The organism is Rhodoferax sp. P1_F3, from assembly GCF_056405715.1.
On record NZ_JBFUBO010000007.1, the window covers coordinates 49,326 to 73,813 of the forward strand.

The 24,488-nt window shown below is 60.4% G+C and carries 24 protein-coding genes; 16 read left to right on the forward strand and 8 right to left on the reverse strand.

Going from position 1 to position 24,488, the window contains the following annotated elements:
* Window positions 1–33: 33 nt before the first annotated feature.
* The 6 genes from AC1DZ5_RS12835 (at window position 34) to AC1DZ5_RS12860 (ending at window position 4,969) form a co-directional block, all read left to right on the forward strand.
* Window positions 34–696 carry a TetR/AcrR family transcriptional regulator gene (locus AC1DZ5_RS12835; protein ID WP_477889602.1) on the forward strand — a complete coding sequence of 221 codons (663 nt, stop codon included), beginning with the start codon at window positions 34–36 and terminating at the stop codon, window positions 694–696.
* 115 nt (window positions 697–811) lie between these two features.
* Entirely contained in the window at window positions 812–1,330 is a 519-nt protein-coding gene (locus AC1DZ5_RS12840) for a TRAP transporter small permease (RefSeq protein WP_477889604.1), read from the forward strand.
* A gap of 16 nt (window positions 1,331–1,346) precedes the next feature.
* Entirely contained in the window at window positions 1,347–2,624 is a 1,278-nt protein-coding gene (locus tag AC1DZ5_RS12845; protein WP_477889606.1) for a TRAP transporter large permease subunit, read from the forward strand.
* 37 nt (window positions 2,625–2,661) lie between these two features.
* Window positions 2,662–3,666 carry a TRAP transporter substrate-binding protein gene (locus AC1DZ5_RS12850; RefSeq protein WP_477889608.1) on the forward strand — a complete coding sequence of 335 codons (1,005 nt, stop codon included), beginning with the start codon at window positions 2,662–2,664 and terminating at the stop codon, window positions 3,664–3,666.
* Between the two features lie 14 nt (window positions 3,667–3,680).
* Window positions 3,681–4,136, forward strand: coding sequence for a type II 3-dehydroquinate dehydratase (gene aroQ, locus AC1DZ5_RS12855; RefSeq protein ID WP_477889610.1), 456 nt, complete (start codon window positions 3,681–3,683; stop codon window positions 4,134–4,136).
* Window positions 4,136–4,969, forward strand: coding sequence for a shikimate dehydrogenase family protein (locus tag AC1DZ5_RS12860; RefSeq protein ID WP_477889963.1), 834 nt, complete (start codon window positions 4,136–4,138; stop codon window positions 4,967–4,969). Before aroQ ends, AC1DZ5_RS12860 begins: the two co-directional genes overlap by 1 nt.
* Here the strand turns inward: AC1DZ5_RS12860 and AC1DZ5_RS12865 are convergent, their stop codons facing one another.
* From AC1DZ5_RS12865 to metK, 4 genes are read right to left on the reverse strand one after another with little or no spacing between them, the layout of a single operon-like run.
* The gene (locus AC1DZ5_RS12865) at window positions 4,970–6,736 is read right to left on the reverse strand and encodes an ArnT family glycosyltransferase (RefSeq protein ID WP_477889612.1); all 1,767 of its coding nucleotides are present in this window, start codon (window positions 6,734–6,736) and stop codon (window positions 4,970–4,972) included.
* Window positions 6,737–6,753: 17 nt separating this feature from the next.
* The gene (locus AC1DZ5_RS12870; protein ID WP_477889614.1) at window positions 6,754–7,236 is read right to left on the reverse strand and encodes a GtrA family protein; all 483 of its coding nucleotides are present in this window, start codon (window positions 7,234–7,236) and stop codon (window positions 6,754–6,756) included.
* On the reverse strand, window positions 7,233–8,471 hold the full coding sequence (locus AC1DZ5_RS12875; RefSeq protein ID WP_477889616.1) for a glycosyltransferase family 9 protein: 1,239 nt from the start codon (window positions 8,469–8,471) through the stop codon (window positions 7,233–7,235). Before AC1DZ5_RS12875 ends, AC1DZ5_RS12870 begins: the two co-directional genes overlap by 4 nt.
* 9 nt (window positions 8,472–8,480) lie before the next feature.
* Window positions 8,481–9,665, reverse strand: coding sequence for a methionine adenosyltransferase (metK, locus tag AC1DZ5_RS12880; RefSeq protein WP_477889618.1), 1,185 nt, complete (start codon window positions 9,663–9,665; stop codon window positions 8,481–8,483).
* A gap of 180 nt (window positions 9,666–9,845) precedes the next feature.
* Between metK and AC1DZ5_RS12885 the strand changes: the two genes are divergently transcribed.
* Together AC1DZ5_RS12885 and AC1DZ5_RS12890 are read left to right on the forward strand one after the other, a co-directional pair.
* On the forward strand, window positions 9,846–10,676 hold the full coding sequence (locus tag AC1DZ5_RS12885) for a lysophospholipid acyltransferase family protein (RefSeq protein ID WP_477889620.1): 831 nt from the start codon (window positions 9,846–9,848) through the stop codon (window positions 10,674–10,676).
* Between the two features lie 12 nt (window positions 10,677–10,688).
* A complete protein-coding gene (locus tag AC1DZ5_RS12890) occupies window positions 10,689–11,552 on the forward strand; it encodes a lysophospholipid acyltransferase family protein (RefSeq protein ID WP_477889622.1) in 864 nt (287 codons plus the stop codon).
* Here the strand turns inward: AC1DZ5_RS12890 and yihA are convergent.
* Complete coding sequence (yihA, locus tag AC1DZ5_RS12895; protein WP_477889624.1) at window positions 11,549–12,280, reverse strand: ribosome biogenesis GTP-binding protein YihA/YsxC; 732 nt, start codon at window positions 12,278–12,280, stop codon at window positions 11,549–11,551. The two genes, AC1DZ5_RS12890 and yihA, sit on opposite strands and share 4 nt — an antisense overlap.
* A 70-nt stretch (window positions 12,281–12,350) precedes the next feature.
* On the opposite strand from yihA, the gene AC1DZ5_RS12900 reads away from it, so the two are divergent.
* The 5 genes from AC1DZ5_RS12900 (at window position 12,351) to AC1DZ5_RS12920 (ending at window position 18,254) form a co-directional block, all read left to right on the forward strand.
* On the forward strand, window positions 12,351–12,989 hold the full coding sequence (locus AC1DZ5_RS12900; protein ID WP_477889626.1) for a c-type cytochrome: 639 nt from the start codon (window positions 12,351–12,353) through the stop codon (window positions 12,987–12,989).
* A 113-nt stretch (window positions 12,990–13,102) separates the two neighbouring features.
* Window positions 13,103–15,238: a cytochrome c biogenesis protein ResB gene (locus AC1DZ5_RS12905; RefSeq protein ID WP_477889628.1), complete on the forward strand. Its 2,136-nt coding sequence runs from the start codon at window positions 13,103–13,105 to the stop codon at window positions 15,236–15,238.
* Window positions 15,235–16,584: a c-type cytochrome biogenesis protein CcsB gene (gene ccsB, locus AC1DZ5_RS12910; RefSeq protein WP_477889630.1), complete on the forward strand. Its 1,350-nt coding sequence runs from the start codon at window positions 15,235–15,237 to the stop codon at window positions 16,582–16,584. Before AC1DZ5_RS12905 ends, ccsB begins: the two co-directional genes overlap by 4 nt.
* Before the next feature lie 44 nt (window positions 16,585–16,628).
* A complete protein-coding gene (msrP, locus tag AC1DZ5_RS12915) occupies window positions 16,629–17,636 on the forward strand; it encodes a protein-methionine-sulfoxide reductase catalytic subunit MsrP (protein ID WP_477889632.1) in 1,008 nt (335 codons plus the stop codon).
* A gap of 12 nt (window positions 17,637–17,648) precedes the next feature.
* Window positions 17,649–18,254, forward strand: a complete 606-nt coding sequence (locus AC1DZ5_RS12920) for a protein-methionine-sulfoxide reductase heme-binding subunit MsrQ (RefSeq protein WP_477889634.1) — start codon at window positions 17,649–17,651, stop codon at window positions 18,252–18,254.
* A 43-nt stretch (window positions 18,255–18,297) separates the two neighbouring features.
* Here AC1DZ5_RS12920 and lysA read toward each other — a convergent pair whose 3' ends face one another.
* Both lysA and lptM read right to left on the reverse strand, forming a co-directional pair.
* Window positions 18,298–19,581: a diaminopimelate decarboxylase gene (gene lysA / locus AC1DZ5_RS12925; RefSeq protein WP_477889636.1), complete on the reverse strand. Its 1,284-nt coding sequence runs from the start codon at window positions 19,579–19,581 to the stop codon at window positions 18,298–18,300.
* Window positions 19,578–19,766 carry an LPS translocon maturation chaperone LptM gene (gene lptM / locus AC1DZ5_RS12930; RefSeq protein ID WP_477889638.1) on the reverse strand — a complete coding sequence of 63 codons (189 nt, stop codon included), beginning with the start codon at window positions 19,764–19,766 and terminating at the stop codon, window positions 19,578–19,580. The genes lysA and lptM overlap by 4 nt, the downstream gene beginning before the upstream one ends.
* Before the next feature lie 12 nt (window positions 19,767–19,778).
* On the opposite strand from lptM, the gene cyaY reads away from it, so the two are divergent.
* A complete protein-coding gene (gene cyaY / locus AC1DZ5_RS12935) occupies window positions 19,779–20,108 on the forward strand; it encodes an iron donor protein CyaY (protein ID WP_477889640.1) in 330 nt (109 codons plus the stop codon).
* On the opposite strand, the gene AC1DZ5_RS12940 is transcribed toward cyaY, so the two are convergent.
* A complete protein-coding gene (locus AC1DZ5_RS12940) occupies window positions 20,109–22,484 on the reverse strand; it encodes a penicillin-binding protein 1A (RefSeq protein ID WP_477889642.1) in 2,376 nt (791 codons plus the stop codon).
* A 281-nt stretch (window positions 22,485–22,765) separates the two neighbouring features.
* Here AC1DZ5_RS12940 and AC1DZ5_RS12945 point away from each other — a divergent pair, with 281 nt between their 5' ends.
* On the forward strand, window positions 22,766–23,845 hold the full coding sequence (locus tag AC1DZ5_RS12945) for a pilus assembly protein PilM (RefSeq protein WP_310339961.1): 1,080 nt from the start codon (window positions 22,766–22,768) through the stop codon (window positions 23,843–23,845).
* Entirely contained in the window at window positions 23,842–24,483 is a 642-nt protein-coding gene (locus AC1DZ5_RS12950) for a PilN domain-containing protein (RefSeq protein WP_477889645.1), read from the forward strand. The genes AC1DZ5_RS12945 and AC1DZ5_RS12950 overlap by 4 nt, the downstream gene beginning before the upstream one ends.
* Window positions 24,484–24,488 lie beyond the last annotated feature (5 nt).

Consider the following 24,488-nt stretch of genomic DNA (forward strand, 5'->3'; position numbering starts at 1 on the left):
CCATGGCCCAGTGCTGCCTCCTATACTTGTGGAATGAACCAGTCAGTACATTCCGCGGGAACCCCCAAAGCCCCAGCCAAAGCGCGTACCAACGACCCGGCGCGCACCATGGCGGGTATCTTGGCGGTGGCAACCAAGGAGTTTGCGGCCAAGGGTTTGAGTGGCGCGCGCATCGACGCGATTGCCGAGGCCACGCATACCAGCAAACGCATGATTTACTACTACTACGGCAGCAAAGAGGGGCTGTACGTGGCAGTGCTGGAGGACCAGTACCGGCGCATGCGCCAGATCGAATCTGCGCAGCATCTGGAAGACCTGGAGCCCGAGGCGGCGCTGCGCCGGTTGGTGGAGTTCACCTTCGACCACCATGCGGACCACGAGGACTACATCCGCCTGGTGATGAACGAGAACATCGAGCAGGGCGCCTACTTGGCGCAGAGCAAAACCATTCAGGAACTCAATGTGCCGGCCATCCAGGCGATTCGCCAGCTGTACGACCGGGGGGTGCAGCAGGGCGTGTTCCGCCCGGGGCTGGACCCGGTGGACATCCATGCCTCCATCTCGGCGCTGACGTTTTTCAACGTCTCCAACCGCCACACCTTCGGGCTGATCTTCAAGGACAAGGCGCACAACGCGCAGTCTGCCGCGCGCCGCGCCAGCATCACCGAAATGGTGGTGCGCTTTGTGCGCGCGTAATTCACTTTCGGCATAACAGCTTTCCCGGCTATATGAGGAGGCTCTAGGGAAAACCCGGTTATTAAAAAACTAACTAGTTCGTACATTAATAAAAATCCGAACATTGGAGACATGTGTGGTCAAAAAAATCATTGATGGGTACTGCCAGTTCATTGGCTACCTGATTGCCGCCGCCCTGGCGGCCATGGTGGTGCTGGTGTTTGGCAACGTGTTCATGCGCTACGCCTTCAACTCGGGTTTCACCGTGTCCGAAGAGTTGTCGCGCTGGCTGTTTGTGTGGGTGACATTCCTGGGTGCGGTGATTGCGCTGCGCGACAACGCCCACCTGGGCACCGACATGCTGGTGAGCAAGTTTGGGCCCAAGGGCAAGCGGGTGTTCATGGGCATCTCGCTGGTGCTGATGCTGTTTTGCCTGTGGCTGATCTTCAAGGGCACCTACGACCAGTTCATGGTTAACAAGGATTCAGAGAGCCCGGTGATGGAAGTCTCCATGGGCTGGTTCTACGCCGGGGGCATGGTGTTCTCGTTGCTCAGCTTTCCCATTCTGGCGCTGGAGCTGTTTCGCCTGCTCACCGGCCAGATAGCCGACCAAGACCTAATGCTGATTCAGGAATCTGAAGAAGCCGCCCACTAATCCAGGAGCACATGCCATGACGATTATTGTTTTTCTGGGTTCCCTGATGGGTGCCATGGCGCTGGGCGTGCCCATCGCGTTTTCCCTGCTGTTGTGCGGCGCTGCGCTGATGTGGCACCTCAACATGTTTGATGCGCAAATCCTCGCGCAAAACCTGCTCGAAGGTTCCAACAGCTTCCCGCTGCTGGCCGTGCCGTTCTTCATGTTGGCCGGCGAGATCATGAACGCGGGCGGTTTGTCACGCCGCATCGTGAACTTTGCCATGGCCCTGGTGGGCCATGTGAAGGGGGGGCTGGGTTATGTGACCATTGTGGCCGCGGTGATCATGGCATCCTTATCGGGCTCGGCAGTGGCCGATGCCGCTGCGCTAACGGCGTTGCTCTTGCCCATGATGGTGGCCGCCGGCCACGACAAGGCCCGCTCGGCCGGCCTCATCGCATCGGCCGGCATCATCGCGCCCATCATCCCGCCTAGCATTGGCTTTGTGGTGTTTGGCGTCGCAGCCAATGTGTCGATCTCCAAGCTGTTCATGGCCGGCATCTTTCCGGGTGTGTGGCTGGCGCTGTCGCTGGTGGCAACCTGGTGGTGGCTGGTACGCAAAGAGGTGGTGGTGCCACCCCCGCGTAAGTCTGCCGCCGAAGTGCTGGAGTCTCTGCGCCTGGCGACCTGGGCGCTGGTGCTGCCTTTCATCATTGTGTTCGGCCTGAAATTCGGCATCTTCACGCCCACCGAGGCTGCGGTGGTGGCTGCGGTGTACTCGTTGTTTGTATCCACCGTGATTTACCGCGAGCTCAATTTCAAGAAGCTGGTGCCGTTGTTTGTGATGGCGGCCAAGACCAGCGCAGTGGTGATGTTCCTGGTGGCGGCGGCCATGGTGTCGGCCTGGCTGATCACCGTGGCAGACCTGCCGGGCCAGGTGGTGGCGCTGCTGCAACCGCTGCTGGACAGCCCCAGGATGCTGATGCTGGCCATCATGGTGCTGACCATGGTGGTGGGCACGGCGCTGGACATGACGCCCACCATTCTGTTGCTGACGCCGGTGCTGATGCCGGTGGTGAAGGCCGCAGGCATTGACCCGGTGTACTTCGGTGTGCTCTTCATCATCAACAACGCCATTGGCCTCATCACGCCCCCCGTGGGCACGGTGCTCAATGCGGTGGCCGGTGTGGGCAAGGTCAGCATGGACGAGGTGACCAAGGGCGTCGTGCCTTTCATGATCGCCCAGTTCCTGATCATGTTCCTCATGGTGGCGTTCCCGCAGCTGGTGATGGTGCCTGCGCGCTGGTTCTATTGATTGCGTTCCCGTTCTTACTTTTATTCAGGAGACAACTATGAAACGACTGTTCATTAAATCGGTAGTGGCTTGCGCCGCGTTGGCGGTCATGGGCTTGGCGTCGGCTCAGGACATCAAGGAGCGTACGCTCAAGTTCGGCCTCAACGGCCCCGAGGGCCACCCCGCTGTAGCTGGTATGAAGAAATTTGCCGAGGCCGTGGCGGCCAAGTCCGGCGGCAAGATGAAAGTGCAGCTGTTTCTCAACGGCGCGCTGGGCAGTGACCAGGCCACCCTGTCCGCCTTGAAGGGTGGCACCGTGGAAATGGCGGTGATGAACTCCGGCATTCTGGCCAGCGAAGTGAAGGCGCTGGAGGTGTTTGACTTCCCCTTCCTGTTCAACAACGAGAAGGAGGCCGACGCGATTGTGGACGGCCCGATTGGCCAGAAGATGCATGCCGCCCTGGAGGACAAAGGCATCGTGGGTCTGTCGTACTGGGAACTCGGTTTTCGCAACATCACCACCGGCAAGAAGGCCATTACCAAGGTGGACGACATTGCAGGCCTGAAGCTGCGCGTGATTCCCAACGCCATCAACGTGGACTGGGTGAAAGCCCTGGGGGGCAACCCCACGCCCTTGCCATTCCCTGAGGTGTATGCCGCGCTGGAGCAGGGTGCCATTGACGGCCAGGAAAACCCGATCTCCGTGATCGCCTCCAACAAGTTCTGGGAAGTGCAAAAGAACGTGGCACTGACCAACCACCAGTACAACCCGCAATCGGTGATCTTCAGCAAGAAGATCTGGGAGACCCTGAGCCCCGCCGAGAAGAAGATCATTGACGATTCCGCCGATGAGGCCACCAAGAGCCAGCGCGAAGCCTCGCGTGCATCGCTGGCCGCCAATCTGGAGTTGCTCAAGAAAAATGGCATGACGATCACCACGCTTCCTGCGGCCGAAGTGGCCAAGCTGCGTGAAAAGATGAAGCCGGTGATCGACAAGCACAGCGCACTCGTGGGCCCAGTGGTTGCCGAAGTGCAGGCCGAACTGGCCAAGCTGCGCAAATAAGCACGAGGACCACCATGAACGTTCTAATGCTGCACGGCATTAACCACAATATGTTCGGCAAGCGGGACCCCGCACAGTACGGCACCACCACGTTGGATGAAATCAATACCAGCCTGCAGGTGTTGGGTGCGGAGTTGGGCGTTCAGGTGCAGACCTTTCAGACTAATAGCGAGCAAGAGATGTGTGAGCGCATCCACCAGGGCTTTGCCGAGCAGGTGGATGCGGTGCTCATCAACGCAGGGGCGTGGACCCATTACAGCTACGGCATCCGCGACGCGCTGGCAATCCTGACCTGCCCCATCGTGGAACTGCATATGTCCAATATCCATGCGCGCGAAGAGTTTCGCCACAAGTCGGTGTTCGCCGAGATCGTGAAGGGCCAGATTGCGGGCTTTGGTGCGGACAGCTATTTGCTGGCTTTGCGCGCTGGCGTGAATGCTGCGAAGGTTGCCAAGGCAGCACAACCATGATCATCAACGGCAACACCGAAGTCATTGCCCACATTGGCTTCCCCACGCATGCCTTCAAGGCACCCATGATCTACAACCCCTGGTTTGAAAAAGCCGGGGTCAACGTGGTGGTGGTGCCCATGGGGTGCAAGGGGTCGGACTATGCGGATTTCCTGCGCAGTGTGTTCAAGCTCTCCAACATCCGCGGCGCGCTGATCACCATGCCGCACAAGGTGCCCACCACGGCGCTGGTAGACACGCTGTCGCCCACGGCGGCCATTGCCGGTGCCTGCAATGCGGTGCGCCTGGGCCCTCAGGGCCAGCTGCAGGGCGATATGTTTGACGGTGCCGGCTTTGTGCGCGGGGTGCTGCGCAAGGGACTGAAGCTGCAAGGCGCACGTGCGCTGGTGGTGGGCAGCGGGGGTGTGGGGTCGGCCATCGCCGCGTCGCTGGCTGCCGAAGGGCTGTCGGCACTGGCCGTGTTTGACGTGAATGCCGACGCGGCCGATGGTCTGGCCGCCCGCCTGCGCCAGCACTACCCGCAGTTGCAGGTGCTGACCGGCTCCACCGACCCCGTGGGCTTTGACCTGGTGGTTAACGCCACGCCCCTGGGCATGAACGAGGGCGACGCCATGCCGCTGGACGTGACGCGTCTCTCGCCCAGCACCTTTGTGGGCGAAGTGGTCATGAAGACCGAAACCACGGCTTTTCTGGTGGCGGCCATGGCTCGCGGCTGCCAGGTGCAGGTGGGCTCGGACATGCTGTTCGAGCAGATCCCGGCCTATTTAGAGTTCTTTGGCCTGCCCAGCACCACGCCCGAAGAGCTGCGCGCGGTGGCTACGCTGCAGTACTGATCAGCCGCCCGCTGCGGGGGCAAGCAGCCACTCGCGGCGGAACAGCCACTGTTGCGGTTGCCACAGGTTGTCCAGCGTCACCTCGCCGTCCTTGTGGCGGCTTTTGACATGCCAGCGCTGGGCCAGCAGCGTGCAACGGGGCAGACAGCTGGGCTGCTCATTCAGGTCATCTTGTAGCCACACCACGGCGTCAAACTCTTTCAGCAAGCGGTCCAAGCGCTCTGCCGCAGGCATCTCGGGGTACAGCGCGCCGGTGTTGCGGCCCTCGGCGTCATACGGCGTGATGCGCGCGCCGGGCAGCACGAAGTGGAAGCGCTCGTACTGGCCGGTAAAGCCATTGGGCACCACCACGCGCTGGCCACGCATCTGCGCCTGCACCGCATCGCTGTAGCCCGCGCCCGAGATGGGTTGCACCATCAGCGTGAAGCAGCCATACACTGCCAGGCAGGCCAGCAGCGTGGCATTGCGCACCCAGGAAAATCGAATATATCCGGCTACAGCCCCCGCCAGTCCTGCGCTGGCAGCTAGCAAAGTCATAGCAACTTCCAGCGGGCTGGCCATGCCCAGGCTGCCCATGACCCAACCAATGCGGCCCAGCATCACCAGTGCGGGCACGGTGAGCAGCAGCGTGGCGGCGAACCAGATGCGGTGCAGCCGGTCCCACAGCAGCGCCATGGCAATGGCCAGTGCCGGCATGGCAGGGATCACATAGCGTTCGGAGCGTTGGTTGGGGATGGTGAACACCACCAGCCATACCACCAGCCAGGCCAGCAGCACCCATAGCGCGGGGCTGAGGTGTGCGTAGTGCCGGGGCCGCCAGCCGTGCCGCAGTGCGTGCAGGCAAAAGCCCAGCACCGGCAGCACGAGCAGGCCGCCATTGGCCGGGTAGGCCAGCAACTGGGTCCACATGGGGTAGGCGCCGTACAGCGCGGCCTGCCAGTAGCCCATGCTGCTGGACATCTTGCCCGCGTTCTCGGCCACGACAAACTCTTGCCACACCTCGGCGGGATTGGGGTCCAGCACAAACCACAGCGCGAAGATGCCCAGGCCCAGCAGCGCGCTCCAGGTCACACCCCCCGTCGTCCGCACTGCGGTGCGCCAGTTCCAGGGTTCGCTCAGCAGCACCGCGCACCAAAGTGCAGCCGCCGTGGGCGCCACCAGCGCAAACGACTTGTAGGCCGCGCCCAGGCCCATAGCGATGCCGATCAGCGTGTAGGCCCATGCGCCCAATTGGCGGGCGGGGGACACCACCGCGGACCCACCCAGGTGCAGCCACAGCAGCCACCACATGGGCAGGGCCAGCCAGAAGGTCTCGGGTGCGGAAGTCAGGTAGACCCGGCCGTAGCGAAAGGTGGAGAAGTACAGAAGGTACAGCGCGGCAGTAATGCAGGCGGTGCGCAGCTTGCCCGGTGTGGGTGCCATGCGGTGCGCAAAAAAGGCCAGCAGGGCGGTGGTGGCAAAGGTGTAGGCGATGCTGGGCAGGCGCAGTGCAAACAGGCTCCAGTGCTGGCCCCAACCACCGGCCACCATGGCCTGCCAGATCAGCAGCGGCGGCTTGGTATTGCGCGTGCCCACCAATTCGGACTGCAGCGGTAGCCAATGGCCGCTCTCGGCCGTCATGCGGGCGATGTGGATGTACACCATCTCATCGCCATTCGTGGGCGCATAAAAGCTGCCCAGGCCGAAGAGGTAGAGGGCCGCTGCCAAAGCCACCAGTACCAGCCAGGGCCAGGTAGGGGCGCGGTGTGACAAAGCGTGTGCCTGCATGGTGCCGCTGAACGCGCTCAGTCGGTGTTGCGCTTGAAGGTCCAGCGGTCGTTGGCGAGGAAGTTGCTCACGCTGGCAGCCACGATGGCGATGATGTTGGCCACGCGGTAGTCCATGCTGCCCGACAGCAGCAGCGTCAGCACGTACTGCAGGCCGCTGCCGAAGGCTGAGGCGGTGATGTACTGGCCAAACTCCAGACCCAGCAGGCGCAGGCTCACCGGCTGGGCTTCTTCGGCTTCCAGCGTCTTCACGCGGTCCGACCAGGTCCACAGCCGGTTCCAGGTGAAGTTGTTGAGCGTCGCCACGGCAATGGCCAGTGCCAGGGAGAAGTAGGGCTTGTTGTAGGCGGCTTCGAGTTCATTGAACAGGAACTCGTGCCCCAGGTGCAGCACCACCAAGTTCACCACCGTACCGCTGGCACCGACGATGCCGAACTTGATGTAGCGGTAGCGCTCCATCCAGCCCAGGGCCCACAGCACCAGCCGCTGCACGACGCTCATGCTGCAGCGCCTGCGCTGCTGCGCAAAAAAGCCAGGGCCTGGTCCAGCACCGGGTCGGGCGCAATGCGCTTGAGGCACTGGTTATCCCCATCGCAAAAAGTCAGGCGGTGGTTGTAGGCGGTCAGGCAGGGCGAGCAGGCAATGCCCGATTCGAGAATGATGGTGCGTTGGCCCAATGGACCATACAGCTTGCCGGTTTCGGGCCCGAAGAACACCATGGTCTGGATGGGGGTGACGGTGGCAAAGTGGCTGGGTCCGCCGTCATTGGTGATGAGCAGGGCGCTGGCATGCATGAGCATGAGCAGTTCGCGGATGCTCTTGGTGTAGCCAGTTAGGTCGATGCAGGCCGCGTGGCCGACCTGGGATTGCAGGTCGTGGGCCAGTACCGCGTCGTCCTTGAGGCCAATCAGCCCCACGGCATAGCCCGCAGCACACAGGCCCTGCACCACGCGGGCGTAGTGGCTGGCGGGCCAGGCCCGCTCGGGGAGGATGCCCCCGCCGGCATACACCAGCACCAGCGGGCGTGCCCGGGTCACCGGGTGGTCGGTCTCCATCTTGCTGCGGTAGGCGGCGAGTTCCTCGGGCGTTAAAGCGACGGACAGCTCGGGCTCCGCCGGTATTTCGCGGATGGGGCCTGCGCGGTTGCGCGGCATGCCTTCGGGCGACTCCAGCGCATCGACCAAGGAGAGGAACTGCTTGCTGATGTGCTGGTAGGGGTTGTACGGAATGCTGTGGTTGATGAAGCTGCCGCGGTACAGGCCTTCCTGCGTGTGCGGCGTGAAGCCCACGCGCACGGGGGCGCCGGTACTGAAGGAGAGCAGGGCGCTCACTCGGGAAAACAGTTCGCAGTCGATGACGGCGTCCAACCCCAGGCGGCGCATCTTCAGGCTTACAGCCAGGATGTCGCGGATCAGCGAACCACCGGAGCTGTCGTCCAGCGTATGCATGTGCTCGGGTTCGGTGAGTGACAGCAGCCTGGAAACTTCCTGGTTCTTTTTCAGTTGCAGGATATGGATGGCCGCACCCGGATACTGACGGCGCAAGGCCGCAAACATGGGGCCTGCCAATACGATGCTGCCCATCTCGGAGAGCAGGATCACAAGGATGTTTTTCGGCGCCGCTGGCATGCGCGCAGGCGGCGTGAACAGCCCCGTGAATTTGACCCAACCAGACACCGCGCCGCACAGCAGCTGGCCTGCCCAGCGGTCAATGAAGCGTTGTGTCTGGATGTTCACTGTCGGTGCTTACTTGAGGCCCGCTGCCGCACGCAATGCCGCTGTCTTGTCGGTGCGTTCCCAGGTGAACTCTGGCTCCTCACGACCGAAGTGGCCGTAGGCGGCGGTCTTTTCGTAGATGGGGCGCAGCAGGTCCAGCATCTGGATGATGCCCTTGGGACGCAAGTCAAACACCTCGGCGACGATGGCCGACAGCTTGTCATCCGCAATCACGCCGGTGCCTTCGGTGTAGACCGTGATGTTCATGGGCTTGGCGACGCCAATCGCGTAGGCCACTTGCACCTGGCACTGTTTGGCCAGGCCCGCAGCCACCACGTTCTTGGCCACGTAGCGCGCAGCATAGGCAGCGGAACGGTCCACTTTGGAGGGGTCTTTGCCGGAGAAGGCACCACCGCCGTGGGGGCAGGCGCCACCGTAGGTGTCCACAATGATCTTGCGGCCGGTCAAGCCGCAGTCACCCTGGGGGCCACCCACCACAAAGCGGCCGGTGGGGTTGATCAGGTACTTGGTGTTCTGCAGCCATTCCTTGGGCAGCACGGGCTTGATGATCTCTTCGATGATGGCTTCGGTGAACGAGGCTTTCATCTTGTGTTGGGTTTCGCTCTGATCGGGGCTGTGCTGGGTGGACAGCACGACGGTGTCGATGCTGTGGGGCTTGCCGTCCACATAACGCATCGTCACCTGGCTCTTGGCGTCAGGGCGCAGGAAGGGCAGACGGCCATCCTTGCGCAACTGGGCCTGGCGCTCCATCAGGCGGTGGGCGTAGTAGATGGGGGCGGGCATCAGCTCGGGCGTTTCGTCGCAGGCGTAGCCGAACATCAGGCCCTGGTCACCGGCACCGGTGTTCAGGTGGTCGTCACTGGCGTGGTCCACGCCCTGGGCGATGTCGTTGGACTGTTTGTCGTAGGCGACCAGCACGGCACAACCCTTGTAGTCGATGCCGTATTCGGTGTTGTCGTAGCCGATGCGTTTGATGGTGTCGCGCGCGACCTGGATGTAATCCACATGCGCGTTGGTGGTGATTTCACCGGCCAGCACGACCAGACCGGTGTTAGTCAGCGTTTCGGCAGCCACGCGGGACTTGGGGTCCTGCTTGAAAATCGCGTCCAGGATTGCATCGGAAATCTGGTCGGCGACTTTGTCGGGGTGGCCTTCAGAAACAGACTCGGAAGTAAAGAGAAAATCGTTCGCCATAACTAGGTCTCCAAAAAAACATCAAGTCGCGTTGCTTGGGCCTTGGAGCTTACAGCGAACGCTTTAGCAGATTCGCCAGAATTGACGAGGCACAATGGCGTTCCTTTCGGGACCGCCCTGTGGGTGTCGCCCTGCAAGTAGTTCCGTAACTCAGCGACACCCGTGATTTTATCCCAGCCAATGGCCCTTGTTTTTAAATTGCTTTCTCTCTTTCCGCTGTGGCTGCTGCACGGGCTGGGCTGGGGCGTGGGTTGGCTAGCTTTTTTGGGGTCCGCCACCTACCGCGCACGTTTCTTGGCCAATGCTCGCCAAGCGGGTTTGACCAGCAGCCAGTGGCGGCGTGCCGTGGGCCAGTCCGGCCAGTTGGCGGCCGAGCTACCGAGACTGTGGTTGGGACGCCCGGTAGCCGTGCAATGGCAGGGGCGTGAACATGTGGAAGCCGCGTTGGGCGCCGCGCGTGGCGTGTTGTTTCTGACGCCACACCTGGGCTGCTTTGAAATCACGGCGCAGGCCTATGCGCAGCAATTTGGCCAAGGTGATCAGCCTATTACCGTGCTGTTCCGTCCCCCACGCCAGTCCTGGCTGCGTGAGGTGGTCACCCGCTCGCGGGCACGCCCTGGCATGCACACCGCGCCGACCACCTTGGCAGGTGTCAAACAGATGCTGAAGGCGCTGAAGACGGGCCAGTGCGTGGGTTTGCTGCCCGACCAGGTGCCGCCACAGTCGCAGGGTGTGTGGGTGCCTTTCTTTGGCAAGTCGGCCTACACCATGACCTTGTCGGCGCGGCTGGCCCAGCAGACCGGTGCCAGCGTGTTGTTGGCCTGGGGCGAGCGCTTGCCGCTCGGGCGTGGCTATGTGGTGCATGTGCAGACTTTGAGCCAACCCTTGGATGCGGATCTGACGGCTGCTGCCGCACAGCTGAATGTGGCCATGGAATCCCTGATTGCGCAATGCCCGCAGCAGTACCTGTGGGGCTATGCCCGCTACAAAACGCCTCGCGAGGCGACCTGAGGCCAAAGGGTGATGCGCAACTGGATTGTGAAACTCATCGTGGCTCTGGGGCGGTTGCCCTTGCCGATGGTGCGGGCACTGGGCGTGGCTTTGGGTATTGCGCTGTACCTGCTCGTGGGCTCACGCAGGCGGGTAGTACAGACCAACCTGGCGTTGTGTTTTCCAGAGTGGAGCGGGGCCGAGCGACAGCGTGTAGTGCGCAAAGTGTTTGTGGTGTTTGCCCAGGCCTGGCTGGACCGGGGCTGGCTGTGGCATGCGCCGCCAGCCGTCGTGCAGTCGCGCGTACGGCTAACAGGCGCGCTGGATGCCCTGGAGGGAGATGCCCCCGTGGTGCTGTTTGCGCCGCATTTCATGGGGTTGGACGCGGCCTGGACCGCTCTGACCCAGCAAATTCCACGCCGCTTTGCCACCATCTATTCGCCACAACTCAACCCTGCGATGGACGCCTGGATTCTGGGCGGACGGCAGCGCTTTGGCGAACCGGAGTTGGTCGCGCGGCTAGCCGGGGTCAAGCCTATCGTGGCGGCAATGCGCAAAGGCGAGCCGCTCTACCTGCTGCCGGATATGAATTTCGATCCACGCGAGTCCCTGTTTGTGCCGTTCTTTGGTGTCGCTGCTGCCACGGTGCCCTCCCTGTCCCGTTTCGCCAAGCTGGGGCGGGCCAAGGTGGTACCCATCGTGACGCGGCTGGTGCCGCAGGGCTATGAGGTGGAGCTCCACCCGGCGTGGACGGATTTTCCCAGTGAGGACCTGGAGGCAGATACGGCACTGATGAACCGGCGTCTGGAGGACTACATCCGCGCCATGCCTGCCCAGTACTACTGGGTGCACAAGCGTTTCAAGGACCGGCCCGCGGGCGAACCCGCGCCGTATTAGGACGGATCTGAGGTCTCGGGGGTGGGGGTTGCGCCTGCAGCAGTGGGATGGGCCCATTGCCACAGCAACTGCGCCACGTCTTCCACGCCCGTGCGTTTGGGGGCCGAAAACAATTTGACTTCGCCTCCGCCTGCCTGCAGCTTGGTGATGGAGAGCACTTTGGCCGCCTCCGTGCGGGTCAGTTTGTCTGCCTTGGTGAGGATGACCAGGAACTTCAGACCTTCCTGTACCCGAGGGCGAATCACATCCAGCAAGATTTCATCAAGCTCGGTCATGCCGTGGCGCGGGTCACACATCAGTACGATGGCGTGCAGGTTTTTGCGGGTGACCAAGTAGTTGGCCATGACCTGTTGCCAGCGAATCTTGTCCTGCTTGGGCACAGCCGCATAGCCATAGCCGGGCAAATCGGTCAATACGGCGTCGGTAATTCCCTGTTTGCCGAGCGCAAACAGGTTGATGTGCTGGGTGCGGCCTGGTTTTTTCGAGGCAAAAGCCAACTGCTTTTGCTGGGTCAGCGTGTTGATGCAGGTGGATTTGCCCGCGTTGGAGCGACCTACGAAGGCGATTTCCGGCACATCCAGTTCAGGCAAAAAGTGCAGTTGGGGCGCCGTGGTGAGGAAGCGTGCCGTGTGCAACCAACCCATTGCGACGACAGCGGGGGATTTGGCGGGTGCGTCTGCGACCGGTTTAACGGGCGACGAGCCGGGTGGGTTTGAGGTGATGGTCATTGATTTGGAAGGTAAACCCAGAGCCGCATTGTAGAATGGCGCTGTTTTGCTCACCAGACACAACATCCCTATGAAGTTGATTGCCCACATGTTTTTCGCGGCCGCTGTTGCCGTTATTTCTGTTTCTTCCTTTGCGGAAGAAGCCAAGCACGAGGCCGCCAAGGTGGTGAAGCCCGACTTGGCAAAGGGCGAGGCAAGCTTCGGCGCGGTATGCGCCGCCTGCCACGGTGCAGATGGCAATTCGGGCACCCCCGCCTACCCCAAGCTGGCGCAGCAGCACCCCGAATACCTGGTCAAGCAATTGCAAGAGTTCAAGTCCGACAAGCGCAACAACGCCGTCATGAAGGGTTTTGCCTCGGCGCTGAGTGATGAGGACATGAAAAACATTGCCTACTGGGTGACCTCCAAAAAGGCAAAGCTCGGATTTGCCAAGGACAAGGAGCTGGTGTCTTTGGGTGAACGCATTTACCGCGGCGGTATTGCCGACCGCCAGGTGCCCGCTTGCGCTGGCTGCCACAGCCCCAACGGTGCTGGCATTCCTTCCCAATACCCCCGTTTGAGCGGCCAACACGCCGACTACGCCGTTGCTCAGCTGACCGCCTTCCGCGATGGTGGTCGCAAGAACAGTGTGCAGATGACCCAAGTGGCTGCCAAGATGAACGACCGCGAGATCAAGGCTGTGGCGGACTACGTGGCCGGCTTGCGCTAATCGGGGAAAGAGTTCACCGGTTCTGCGGAACCAAAGCGTGTGAATTCACCCTAACTGGGCGGGACCATCCTCCGATGGCCTGCCTTTTTTTTTGAGTTATTGATTCTGCCTGTATGACCGTCTCCACCGAAGGTTTTGAATTGCAATCCGGCTCGCGCACCTGGCGCGCCGCGGTGGAGTTGCTGTCGTCCATGCGGTTCTCCATATCCCTGCTGACGGTGATTTGCATCGCCTCGGTGATTGGTACCGTGCTCAAGCAGCATGAGCCGCTGAATAATTACGTCAACCAGTTCGGTCCTTTTTGGACCGAATTTTTTGGCGTTGTCAGCCTGTACAACGTCTACAGCGCGTGGTGGTTTCTGTTAATTCTGGGTTTTTTGGTGTTGAGCACGTCACTGTGCGTGATCCGCAACACGCCCAAGATCATCAGTGACCTGAAGTCCTACAAGGAAAACATCCGCGAGCAGAGTCTTAAAGCTTTTGGCCACCGTGCCCAGGCCACGTTGCAAGAGGCGGCCGAACCCGCCGCCCACCGAATCGGCCAACTGCTGGTCAGCGGGGGATGGCGTGTGAAGCTGCAGCAGCGTGATACGCCAAGTGGCCCGGGCTGGATGGTGGCGGCCAAGGCTGGCGCGGTGAACAAGGTGGGCTATATCGCCGCGCACAGTGCCATCGTGTTGGTGTGCCTAGGCGGGTTGCTGGACGGAGATTTGATTGTTCGTGCCCAAATGCTGCTGGGGGGCAAGACGCCCTACACCGGTGGCGGGATGATTGCCGATGTGGCGCCAGAACATCGCCTCAGCGAGCGCAACCCTACGTTCCGCGCCAATTTGCTGGTAGCCGAGGGTACCCAGTCCAGCACGGCCGTCGTGAACCAGTCGGACGGCATTCTGTTGCAGGAGCTGCCCTTTGCCGTAGAGCTCAAGAAGTTCATTGTGGAGTACTACTCCACCGGCATGCCCAAGCTGTTTGCCAGTGACATCGTGATCCACGACAAAGAGACCGGTGAAAAGATCCCCGCACGCGTGGAGGTGAACCATCCTGCGAGTTACCGCGGGGTCGAGATTTACCAGTCGAGCTTTGACGACGGCGGCTCCAGCCTGCGTTTGCACGCCATGTCTTTGAATGGTCAGGTGCAACCCTTCGAGTTGGAGGGCACCGTGGGTGGCGCCTCGCAGCTGACAAAGGGTGCTGGCGCGCAGGCGCTGACGGTGGAGTACACCGGGCTGCGCGTCATCAACGTAGAAAATTTTGCGGGTGACCCCGCTGCGGGTACCGATGTACGTGCCGTGGATTTGCGCTCGGCCATGGATGCCCAACTGGGTGCGGCCAACAAAACCAAGGACAAGAAAAACCTGCGCAATGTGGGGCCCAGCGTGAGCTACAAGCTGCGCGATGCGGCGGGCCAGGCGCGTGAGTTCAACAATTACATGCTGCCGGTGGACATGGGTGATGGCGTGCCGCTGTTTTTGCTGGGCATGCGCGAAAGCCCGGCCGAGCCGTTTCGCTACTTGCGCATACCTGCCGACGAGAAGGGTTCCCCGGATGAGTTTGTGCGGCTCAGCAATGCCCTCTCTGATGCGGGCTTGCGGGCCAAGGCGGTGCAGCGTTACGCTGCCAAGGCCGTGGACGCCAAGCGCCCTGAGTTAGCGCAGCAACTGAGTGCATCCGCCGCACGCGCGCTGGCCCTGTTTGCTGGCATGGAGAGTCGCAACTCTGCCAAGCCCGTGGCGGGCCTGCAGGCCATTGCAGATTTCATTGAGGCTAATGTGCCTGAGGCGGAGCGCAATAAGGCCGGCGAGGTGTTGGTGCGCATTCTGAATGGCACGCTGTTTGAGCTGGAGCAGGTGGCACGGGAAAAGGCCGGCCTGCCCGCGTTCGAGCCTGATGCGCGTGGCCAGGCCTTCATGACACAGGCCGTGCTGGCGCTTAGCGACGTGCCGCTGTACCCTGCACCGGTGGCGCTCTTGCTGTCGGACTTTATGCAGGTACAGGCCAGTGTGTTCCAGGTGGCGCGCGCGCCTGGTAAGACCGTTGTCTATCTGGGCTGTGCCTTGTTGATTTTGGGTGTCTTCGCCATGCTTTATGTGCGGGAGCGGCGGCTGTGGGTATGGTTGGCACCCGATGCCCAATCGTCCGATCAGATTCAGGCGACCATGGCGCTTTCTACCAACCGCAAAACCATGGATGGAGACCGGGAGTTCGAGCATTTGAAATCCCGCTTGTTAGGTTTGAAGGACTCTCAATGAATACGATTTCTGGCAATGACGCATCGGTGGCCCCGGGCGCAAGCGTGACCTTGAATGCCGGGTACTTTGCCCAGCGGGCTTGGGGGGAATGGTTGTTTGCACTCATCGTCGTGGCAGGCGGTGTGTTTGCCTTGGGCCGCTACCACGAGAGCATGGATGTTTACGAAAAAGGCATTCTGTTGGCTGCCATGCCAGCGGCCATCTGGATGGGCTGGTTCTGGCGCCCCCTGCAGGTGCTGATGCTGACGGTTGCGGGTCTGTCGCTGCTGGGCATTGCGTCCTACCAGGGCGCGCTGGAGCGGGCTGAGACGGTGTTTTGGCTTAAGTATTTCCTGTCCAGCCAATCGGCCATTTTGTGGATGAGCATGCTGTTCTTCATGGCCACCGCGTTTTACTGGATTGGCGTGTTTGCCAAGGGACGGGCGGATGGCGTGGAAAGTGTGGCATCGCGCCTGGTGTGGGTCGCAGTGACGCTGGCGCTGACGGGCACCATGGTGCGCTGGTACGAGAGCTACCTGCTGGGTGCCGACATTGGCCACATCCCGGTCAGCAACCTGTACGAAGTGTTCGTGCTGTTCTGCTGGCTCACCGCCACCTTTTACCTGTACTTTGAAGCCCAATACAAAACCCGTGCCCTGGGTGCGTTTGTGATGCTGGTGGTCAGCGCGGCGGTAGGCTTTTTGCTCTGGTACACCGTGGTGCGCCAGGCGCATGAGATTCAGCCGCTGGTGCCTGCGCTCAAGAGCTGGTGGATGAAGCTGCACGTGCCCGCCAACTTCATTGGTTACGGCACCTTTGCGCTGGCAGCCATGGTGGCCTTTGCCTACCTGATCAAACAGCAGGCCAGGGAGTCGCGTTGGTACAAGCTGGCGCCCTTGTGGTTGTTGGGTGTGGTGCTGTGCTTTGAGCCGGTGGTGTTCCGCAAGTCGGCGGTGCTGGGGATGAGCGATTACTGGGCGGTGTACTTTGGTATTTCTGCGCTCATCGTGGCCAGCATCCTGTTTGGCCGTAAACGCCTGGCGACCAAGCTGCCTAGCTTTGAGGTGCTGGACGACGTGATGTACAAGTCCATCGCCGTGGGCTTTGCCTTCTTCACCATCGCTACCGTACTGGGTGCCCTGTGGGCTGCCGAGGCCTGGGGTGGCTACTGGAGCTGGGACCCGAAAGAGACCTGGGCGCTGATCGTCTGGCTGAACTATGCGGCGTGGCTGCACATGCGCCTCATGAAGGGCTTGCGCGGTACCGTGGCAGCCTGGTGGGCGCTGGGCGGCCTGGCGGTGACCACCTTTGCCTTCATTGGCGTGAATATGTTCCTCAGCGGATTGCACAGCTACGGAACTTTGTAAGAAAACGCACTGTCGGACGACCAACGACCACACAAGGAGTCCCCATGCTGATCAAGACCCGGAACGACGGCTTTCAACACGCCGTCAGCAGTGACATCACCCCACAACGGGCTTACGAAGGTCGCCGGGCGCTGCTCAAGCAGATGGCACTTGGGGTCGCAGGGGCAGGGATGACCAGCTGGGCATCGCGCCAAGCCTTGGCCGAAGGCAGTACCTGGGGAGATCGTCCAGGCAAGCTGGCACCGCTGGCCTCCAAACCCTCTGCCGTGGCCGCCGCGATGGCCATGGAGAAGGTGACAGCCTACAAGGACGCGACCTCGTACAACAACTACTACGAATTCGGCACCGACAAGGCCGACCCCGGTGTCAATGCCCACACCCTGAAGACCTCGCCTTGGTCGGTCGAGATCGAAGGGTTGGTGAAGAAACCGGGCAAGTTGGCGCTGGAAGACCTGCTCAAGCTCAGCCCCATGGAGGAGCGCATTTACCGCCTGCGCTGTGTTGAGGGCTGGTCCATGGTGATTCCGTGGGTGGGCTACTCGCTGGCCGAGCTGATCAAAAAGGTGGAGCCGCTGGGCAACGCCAAGTACGTGGAATTTGTAACGCTGGCGGATCCCAAGACCATGCCGTTTGTGGGATCGCGCATTCTGGACTGGCCTTATACGGAGGGTTTGCGTCTGGACGAAGCCATGCACCCCCTGACGCTGTTGAGTTTTGGCATGTATGGCGAGGTGCTGCCGAACCAGAGCGGCGCGCCGGTCCGCCTGGTAGTGCCTTGGAAGTACGGCTTCAAGAGCGGCAAGAGCATTGTCAAGATCCGCTTTACCGAGAAGCAGCCGGGGACTGCCTGGAACAAGGCCGCGGCCAATGAATACGGCTTCTATTCCAATGTGAACCCCAATGTGGACCACCCGCGCTGGAGCCAGGCGACAGAGCGCCGCATTGGCGAGGACGGCCTGTTTGCCAAGAAGCGCAAGACCCTGATGTTCAACGGCTACGAGGCCCAGGTGGGGCAGCTGTACGCCGGCATGGACCTCAAGAAGTTCTACTGACCCGTGGCGTCCGTGAATTCTTGGTTGGCCCACCGCGCGGCCAAGCCAGTGGTGTTTGCCGTGGCCGCTTTGCCCCTGATTTGGCTGGTCTATGCGGCCTTCACCGACCGGCTGGGCGCCAACCCGGCCGAAGCGCTGGTGCGCGCCACAGGTGACTGGACCTTGCGCGCGCTGTGTGTGGTGCTGACAGTCACCCCGCTGCGCACCATCGCCGGCTGGCCCTCGCTGGCCCGGCTGCGGCGCATGCTGGGGCTATGGACTTTTGCCTACGCAGTGCTGCACATGTTGTCGTACAGCTGGTTCGACATGGGGCTGGATGTGGTCGACATCGCTGCCGACATTGCCAAGCGGCCTTTCATTCTGGTGGGCTTTACAGCTTTGCTGCTGCTGACCGCATTGGCCGCCACCTCGTTCAACCGCGTGATCAAGGCTATGGGCGTCAAGCGCTGGCAGGCCCTGCACCGGGCGGTGTACGCCGTGGCGGGGCTGGCCATTCTGCACTTCTTCTGGATGCGGGCCGGCAAGCACAACTTTGCCGAGGTCGCGGTGTATGCCGCCATTCTGGGTATTTTGCTGGGTTGGCGTGTGCTGCAGTTTATAAAGAAAAAGCAGCGATAGCCCCCGTGAAATATGCGCAAGAAGCTATTAAATCAGTAGCAAATTAGAGCAGGCTCTCGCCGCGCATCTGGTCTTCTAGCGTGTCGCGCGCGCGGATCAGGTGGTTGTGGTCACCATCTACCAGCACCTCGGCAGCCTTGGGGCGTGAGTTGTAGTTGCTGGACATGCTCATGCAGTAGGCGCCAGCGGACAGCACGGCCAACTGGTCGCCAGACTGCACGTTCAGTGCACGGTCGTGGCCAATCCAGTCGCCGCTTTCGCACACCGGGCCCACCACGTCGAATACCTCGCCTCCTTCACCTGCCAGTTTGCTGGCGTCCAGTGGAACGATGTTGTGGAAGGCTTGGTACATCGCGGGGCGGGGCAGGTCGTTCATGGCGGCGTCGACGATGCAGAAGTTCTTCTGTTCGCCGGGTTTCATGTAGAGCACTTCGGTCACACACAGGCCTGCATTGCCCACCAGCGAGCGGCCGGGCTCGATCATCAGCTGGCGCTGGCCAAAGCCGCGCGCATCCAGCTTGGCCAACAGTTTGGCCCACAGCGCATCGGCAGCAGGTGGGGTGTCGCCGTTGTAGTTGATGCCCAGGCCACCGCCAAAGTCGATGTGGTGAATAGGGATACCTGCGGCCTCGATGGATTCCACCAAATCCAGCATGCGGTCCATGGCGTCCAGGTAGGGGGTTTCGTCGGTGATTTGTGAGCCGATATGGCAGTCAATGCCTACCACCTGCAGGCCGGGCAGGGCGGCCGCGCGCTGGTAGGTGGCCAACGTGCGCTCGTGCGCAACGCCAAACTTGTTGCCCTTAAGCCCGGTGGAGATGTAGGGATGCGTCTTGGGGTCGACGTTGGGGTTCACGCGGATGCTGATGCGTGCTTTGCTACCCACGCTGATGGCCACTTCGTTGAGCACATCGATCTCGGCCTCGCTTTCCACGTTGAAGCAGCCAATGCCCACGCGCAGGGCTTCGCGCATCTCCGCGCGGGTTTTGCCCACGCCGGAGAAGATGATCTTGCTTGCCTCAGCACCGGCCGCCAGCACGCGGGCAAGTTCACCACCCGAGACGATGTCAAAGCCGCAGCCCGCCTTGGCGAAGAGCTGCAGCACGGCCAGCGAGGAGTTGGCCTTCATGGCGTAGCAGATCTGCGCGTTGCGACCGGAAAAGCCCTTTTGGTAGGCGGCTAGCGCCGCCAGCATGGATGCCTTGGAGTACACGAACAATGGCGTTCCATACTCCTGCGCCAGCGGGGCTACCGCACAGCCCTCAACGTGCAGCTGGCTATGGGCGTAGTGAATATGGGGGTGTCCGGGAAGCGAAGGCTGGCTCATGGTGTGGTGTTCGTGGTGGTACTGGTGGTCGCTGGCGCGGAGGCCGAAGCGGTGCTGGACTTGGTGCTGCGCGCAGCCTGTGAGGAGGGTAAATACAGCGAGCCCGTCTGCCCGCAGGCCGCCACAGTGAGCACACTGGCGGCAAGGACAAGGCGACTGACTAGAATTTGCGTTGCTTTCAACATGGTGAAATTGTAATGACCGACCCGGAATTCATGGACCGCGCAGAAACTTTGCTCAAGGCGGTGGAGATGTGCTGCGACCGTATCAACGACGATTCCGACGCGGATGTGGACAACCAGCGGGTCGGTGGCATGGTCACGCTGACCTTTGTCAACCGCAGCCAGATCATCATCAATCTGCAAAAACCACTGCATGAAGTGTGGATGGCTGCCAAATCCGGCGGCTACCACTACCGCTGGGTAGACGGGCAGTGGCAGGACACCAAGGGGCAGGGTGAGTTCTTTGCAGCACTGAGCTCCAACGCCAGCGCACAGGGCGGCATGGCATTGGAGTTCACGGCCTGATCAGTTCTTGAAGAGGTCGATGATTTTCTTCTTCTCATCGGCAGCAGGCAAAGACTCAGGCGCTTCTTCAGGTTTGTCGCTCAAGCCCAGGCTGGAGATGCCCGCGCCCTTGGCGTATTCCTCGTAGAACCATTCGTTGCCCAGGTGCACTACGCCTTCAGGCGCCGCAGGCTCCATCACGGGCACACCCTTCAGCGCGGTTTCCATGAAGCTGATCCAGACCGGCAGGCTCAACCCTCCTCCAGTTTCCCGGTCGCCCAGTTTGCGTGGGGTGTCGTAGCCAATCCAGGTCACCGCGGTGAGCGTGGGCTGGTAGCCCGCAAACCAGGCGTCCATGGAGTCGTTGGTGGTACCGGTCTTGCCATAGAGGTCGGGGCGTTTCAGGGTGGCTTGTGCGCGAGCTGCGGTGCCGGACCGTGTCACTTCCTGCAGCAGGCTGGACATCATGAAGGCATTGCGTGCGTCAATGGCACGCTCAGAATCCGCAAGCACGGGCGGGGTCGATTCCACCAGCACCTTGCCACGCTGCTCGCTCACCTTAGACACCAACCAGGGGTTGACGCGGTAACCGCCGTTGGCAAACACCGAATAGCCGGCCGCCATCTGGATGGGCGTGACGTTGCCAGCGCCCAGCGCCATGGTCAGATAAGGTGGGTGCTTTTCTGCGTCAAAGCCAAATTTGGTGATCCAGTCTTGCGCGTACTGCGTGCCAATGCTTTGCAGGATGCGGATTGAGATCATGTTCTTGGACTTGGCCAAACCGCGGCGCATGGTCATGGGGCCTTCAAAGGTGCCGTCGTAGTTCTTGGGCTCCCAGGGTTGGCCGCCGGTCACGCCGGCGTCAAAGAACAGCGGAGCATCGTTGATCACGGTGGCTGGGGTGAAGCCCTTTTCCAGCGCCGCTGAATAGATAAACGGCTTGAAGCTGGAGCCTGGCTGGCGCCAGGCCTGAATCACGTGGTTGAACTTGTTCTTGGCGAAGTCAAAGCCACCGACCAAGGCCTTGATCGATCCATCACGGGGGTCGATCGCAACAAAGGCGCCTTCTACTTCGGGGAGCTGGGTGATCTCCCAAGTGCCCTTGACGGTTTTTGCAACGCGAATGATGGCTCCGCGGCGGATCTTGATATTAGGTTGTGCTTTTTCGGACAAGCCGGACTGTGCAGGTTTAAGGCCGTCGCCGGTGATTTCGACCAGTTCGGCGTTCTGCCGGATAGCTTTGATGTGCTTGGTGTCGGCTTCCAGCACAACGGCGGACATCACGTCGCCGTTGTCGGGGTGTTCGTCCAGAGCCTCATCAATGGCATCTTCGATCTCTTGCGGGGTGTTCGAGAGGTTGATGAACTTTTCGGGCCCGCGGTACACCTGCCGGCGTTCGAAATCCATGATGCCGCGGCGCAGTGCCTTGTAGGCAGCGACCTGCTGATCTGTGCGAAGTGTGGTTTGCACATTCAGACCGCGGGTGTAGGTTTCTTCGCCATATTGGGCGAACATCAGCTGGCGCACCATTTCGGCCACGTATTCGGCATGCACCTGGTTGGCAGCCGGGCCAGTTTTGATCTTCAGTTCCTGCTTTTTGGCGTCTTCGGCTTCCTGGTCATTGATGAAGCCGTTTTCCAGCATGCGGTCAATGATGTACTGCTGACGTATTTTGGCCCGCTTGGGGTTGCTGATGGGGTTGTAGGCGGATGGTGCTTTGGGCAAGCCCGCCAGCATGGCTGCTTCGGCCACGGTGATGTCTTTCAACGGCTTGCCAAAGTAGGTTTCGGACGCGGCCGCAAAGCCATACGCCCGATTTCCCAGAAAAATCTGGTTCATATAGATTTCCAGAATCTGGTCTTTGGTCAGTGCGTGTTCCAGCTTGAAGGTCAGCAGGATTTCGTAAATCTTGCGAGTGAAGGTTTTCTCGGACGACAGGTAGACATTGCGCGCCACCTGCATGGTGATGGTGGAGGCTCCCTGGCTTTTGACCCGTCCCACATTGGCCAGGCCGGCCCGAATCACACCGAGGTAGTCCACACCGCCGTGTTGGTAGAACCTGGCATCTTCCACCGCCAAGATGGCGTCGGTCATGACCTTGGGGATCTCCTTGATGGGCGTCAGGTTACGGCGTTCCTCGCCAAACTCTCCGATTAGGTCACCGTCCGCAGAAAAAACCCGCAATGGGAGCTTGGGGCGGTAGTCCGACAGGTCCGAGATATCCGGCAGGTTGGGAAACGCCATCGACAGAGCCAATGCCACCAGGATCAGCACGGATGCGAGCCCCGCCAAGCCCAACCCCGTGATCCACAAAAGGATGCGCACCGACCAGTGCAAGGGCTTGCGTGGGGCAGCTGGCCGGCTGCTTTTTTCGTTAGAGGGACTGGAGGTGGACATAAAACATTCGGTAAGTTCGCGTTGGCATTATAAAAAATGCGCTTTTGGGCGAGGGCCGGGCGGGTGGCAAATGCCATGCCCCCCAAAGTCGGCTGTAAGCCACGGTCACAGGTATTCTCGACGACCGCTATGTAAAAAGGAGCAGAAAACGTCTGCTTTTGGCAACGTTCCCATAAATCAAATTTCCGAAAAACCTTTGCCGGACAAGGATCTTACTGATAGCATTCAAGTGATTTCTTAAGTTTGCCTGGCCATTTGTCGGGCTGTTTCAGGGGACCGTTTTGATCTCATTGGGGTCGTTATTCAGTCGACAGCCAGCTCCCATGTTGGGGTTGGACATTAGTTCGTCCAGTGTCAAGCTGGTGGAGCTGGGCCGTGACAAAGCGGGAAATTTGGTGTTGGAGCGTTGCGCCATTGAGCCTTTGGAGCGCGGATGGATATCCGACGGCAACATCGAAAAGTTCGATGAAGTCGCCGATGCGGTTCGTCGTCTGGTCAAGAAAAGCGGCACCAAAACAAAAAATGTGGCGATGGCGTTGCCGCCATCCGCAGTGATCACCAAAAAAATCATTCTGCCAGGCGGAATGACTGATTTGGATCTTGAAGCCCAGGTGGAGTCGGAAGCCAATCAGTACATCCCCTTCCCTTTGGATGAGGTGAGTCTCGATTTTTGCGTGGTTGGTCCCAGCGCCTCCTCTGCTGGTGACATTGAAGTGCTCATCGCCGCTTCCCGCCGCGAAAAGGTTCAGGATGTCCAGGGACTTGCGGAAGCTGCAGGTTTAGTTCCAGTGATTGTTGACGTGGAGTCCTATGCGTCCCGCTTGGCAGCGGGCCGTTTGATTGAGAACTTGCCCAGCAAAGGTGCAGGTTTGATCGTTGCCTTATTCGAAATCGGCGCCTTAACGACCAGCATGCAGGTGTTGCGCGACGAAGAAGTACTGTATGACCGGGATCAAGCCTTTGGTGGTGCCCAGCTGACGCAGCTGATTGTTCGCCAATACGGCTTTTCACAAGAAGAGGCTGAAAGCAAGAAGCGCAGTGGCGAGTTGCCGGAGGACTATGAGTCTGCGGTCCTGAAACCGTTTATCGACACGATGGTGCAGGAGTTGGGGCGTGCCTTGCAATTCTTTTTCACCAGTACGCCGCACAATAAGGTGGACTACATCATGCTAGCCGGTGGTTCCGCAGCCCTGCCAGGGTTAACCACCGTGGTTACCCAGCATACGACCTTCCCCTGCAGCCTGCTCAATCCATTTGATGGTATGGAAATTGGCGATGGCGTGCGCCTCAAGCGCATGACCCGTGAAGCACCGTCCTATCTCACATCTTGTGGCCTGGCATTGCGGAGGTTTTCGCAATGATCTTGATTAACTTACTGCCGCACCGCGAGGCTGCGCGCAAAAAGCGACGCGATGTATTCAATGTTTCTCTGGGGGCCTCTGCGCTTTTGGGCGGATTGATTGCAGGCTCTATTTTCCTGTGGTACCAAGCGGCCATAGCTTCGCAGCAGTCGAACAATTTGATTCTCGAAACCGAGATTAAAAAGCTGGAAGGTCAGATCAAGGATATTGCTACCTTGGAAGGGGAGATTGCTGCTCTTAGAGCGCGCCAACAGGCTGTGGAGGATTTGCAGTCTGATCGGAATCTTCCTGTGCATTTGTTGACCGAGCTGGTCAATCAGTTGCCAGATGGCGTCTATATCAACAAGATGACCCAGGTCGATCAGTCGGTCACTCTTAACGGCGTAGCGCAATCCAATGAGCGAGTATCTGAATTGTTGAGGAATTTGGCAAATAATACTCCTTGGTTCGCCAAACCTGAATTGGTAGAAATTGTTTCTGGTTCTGTGGCGATATCCGCTAAGGAGCAAAAACGAGTGGCTAACTTTGTAATAAGAGTGCGATTGGTACGTTCCAGCGAAGCTACCAAAGCAGCGGTTGGTGCGTCCTCGCCCATCGCACCTGCATCAGTTTCAGCCAGCCTAGATGCTAAAAAATAGAAACC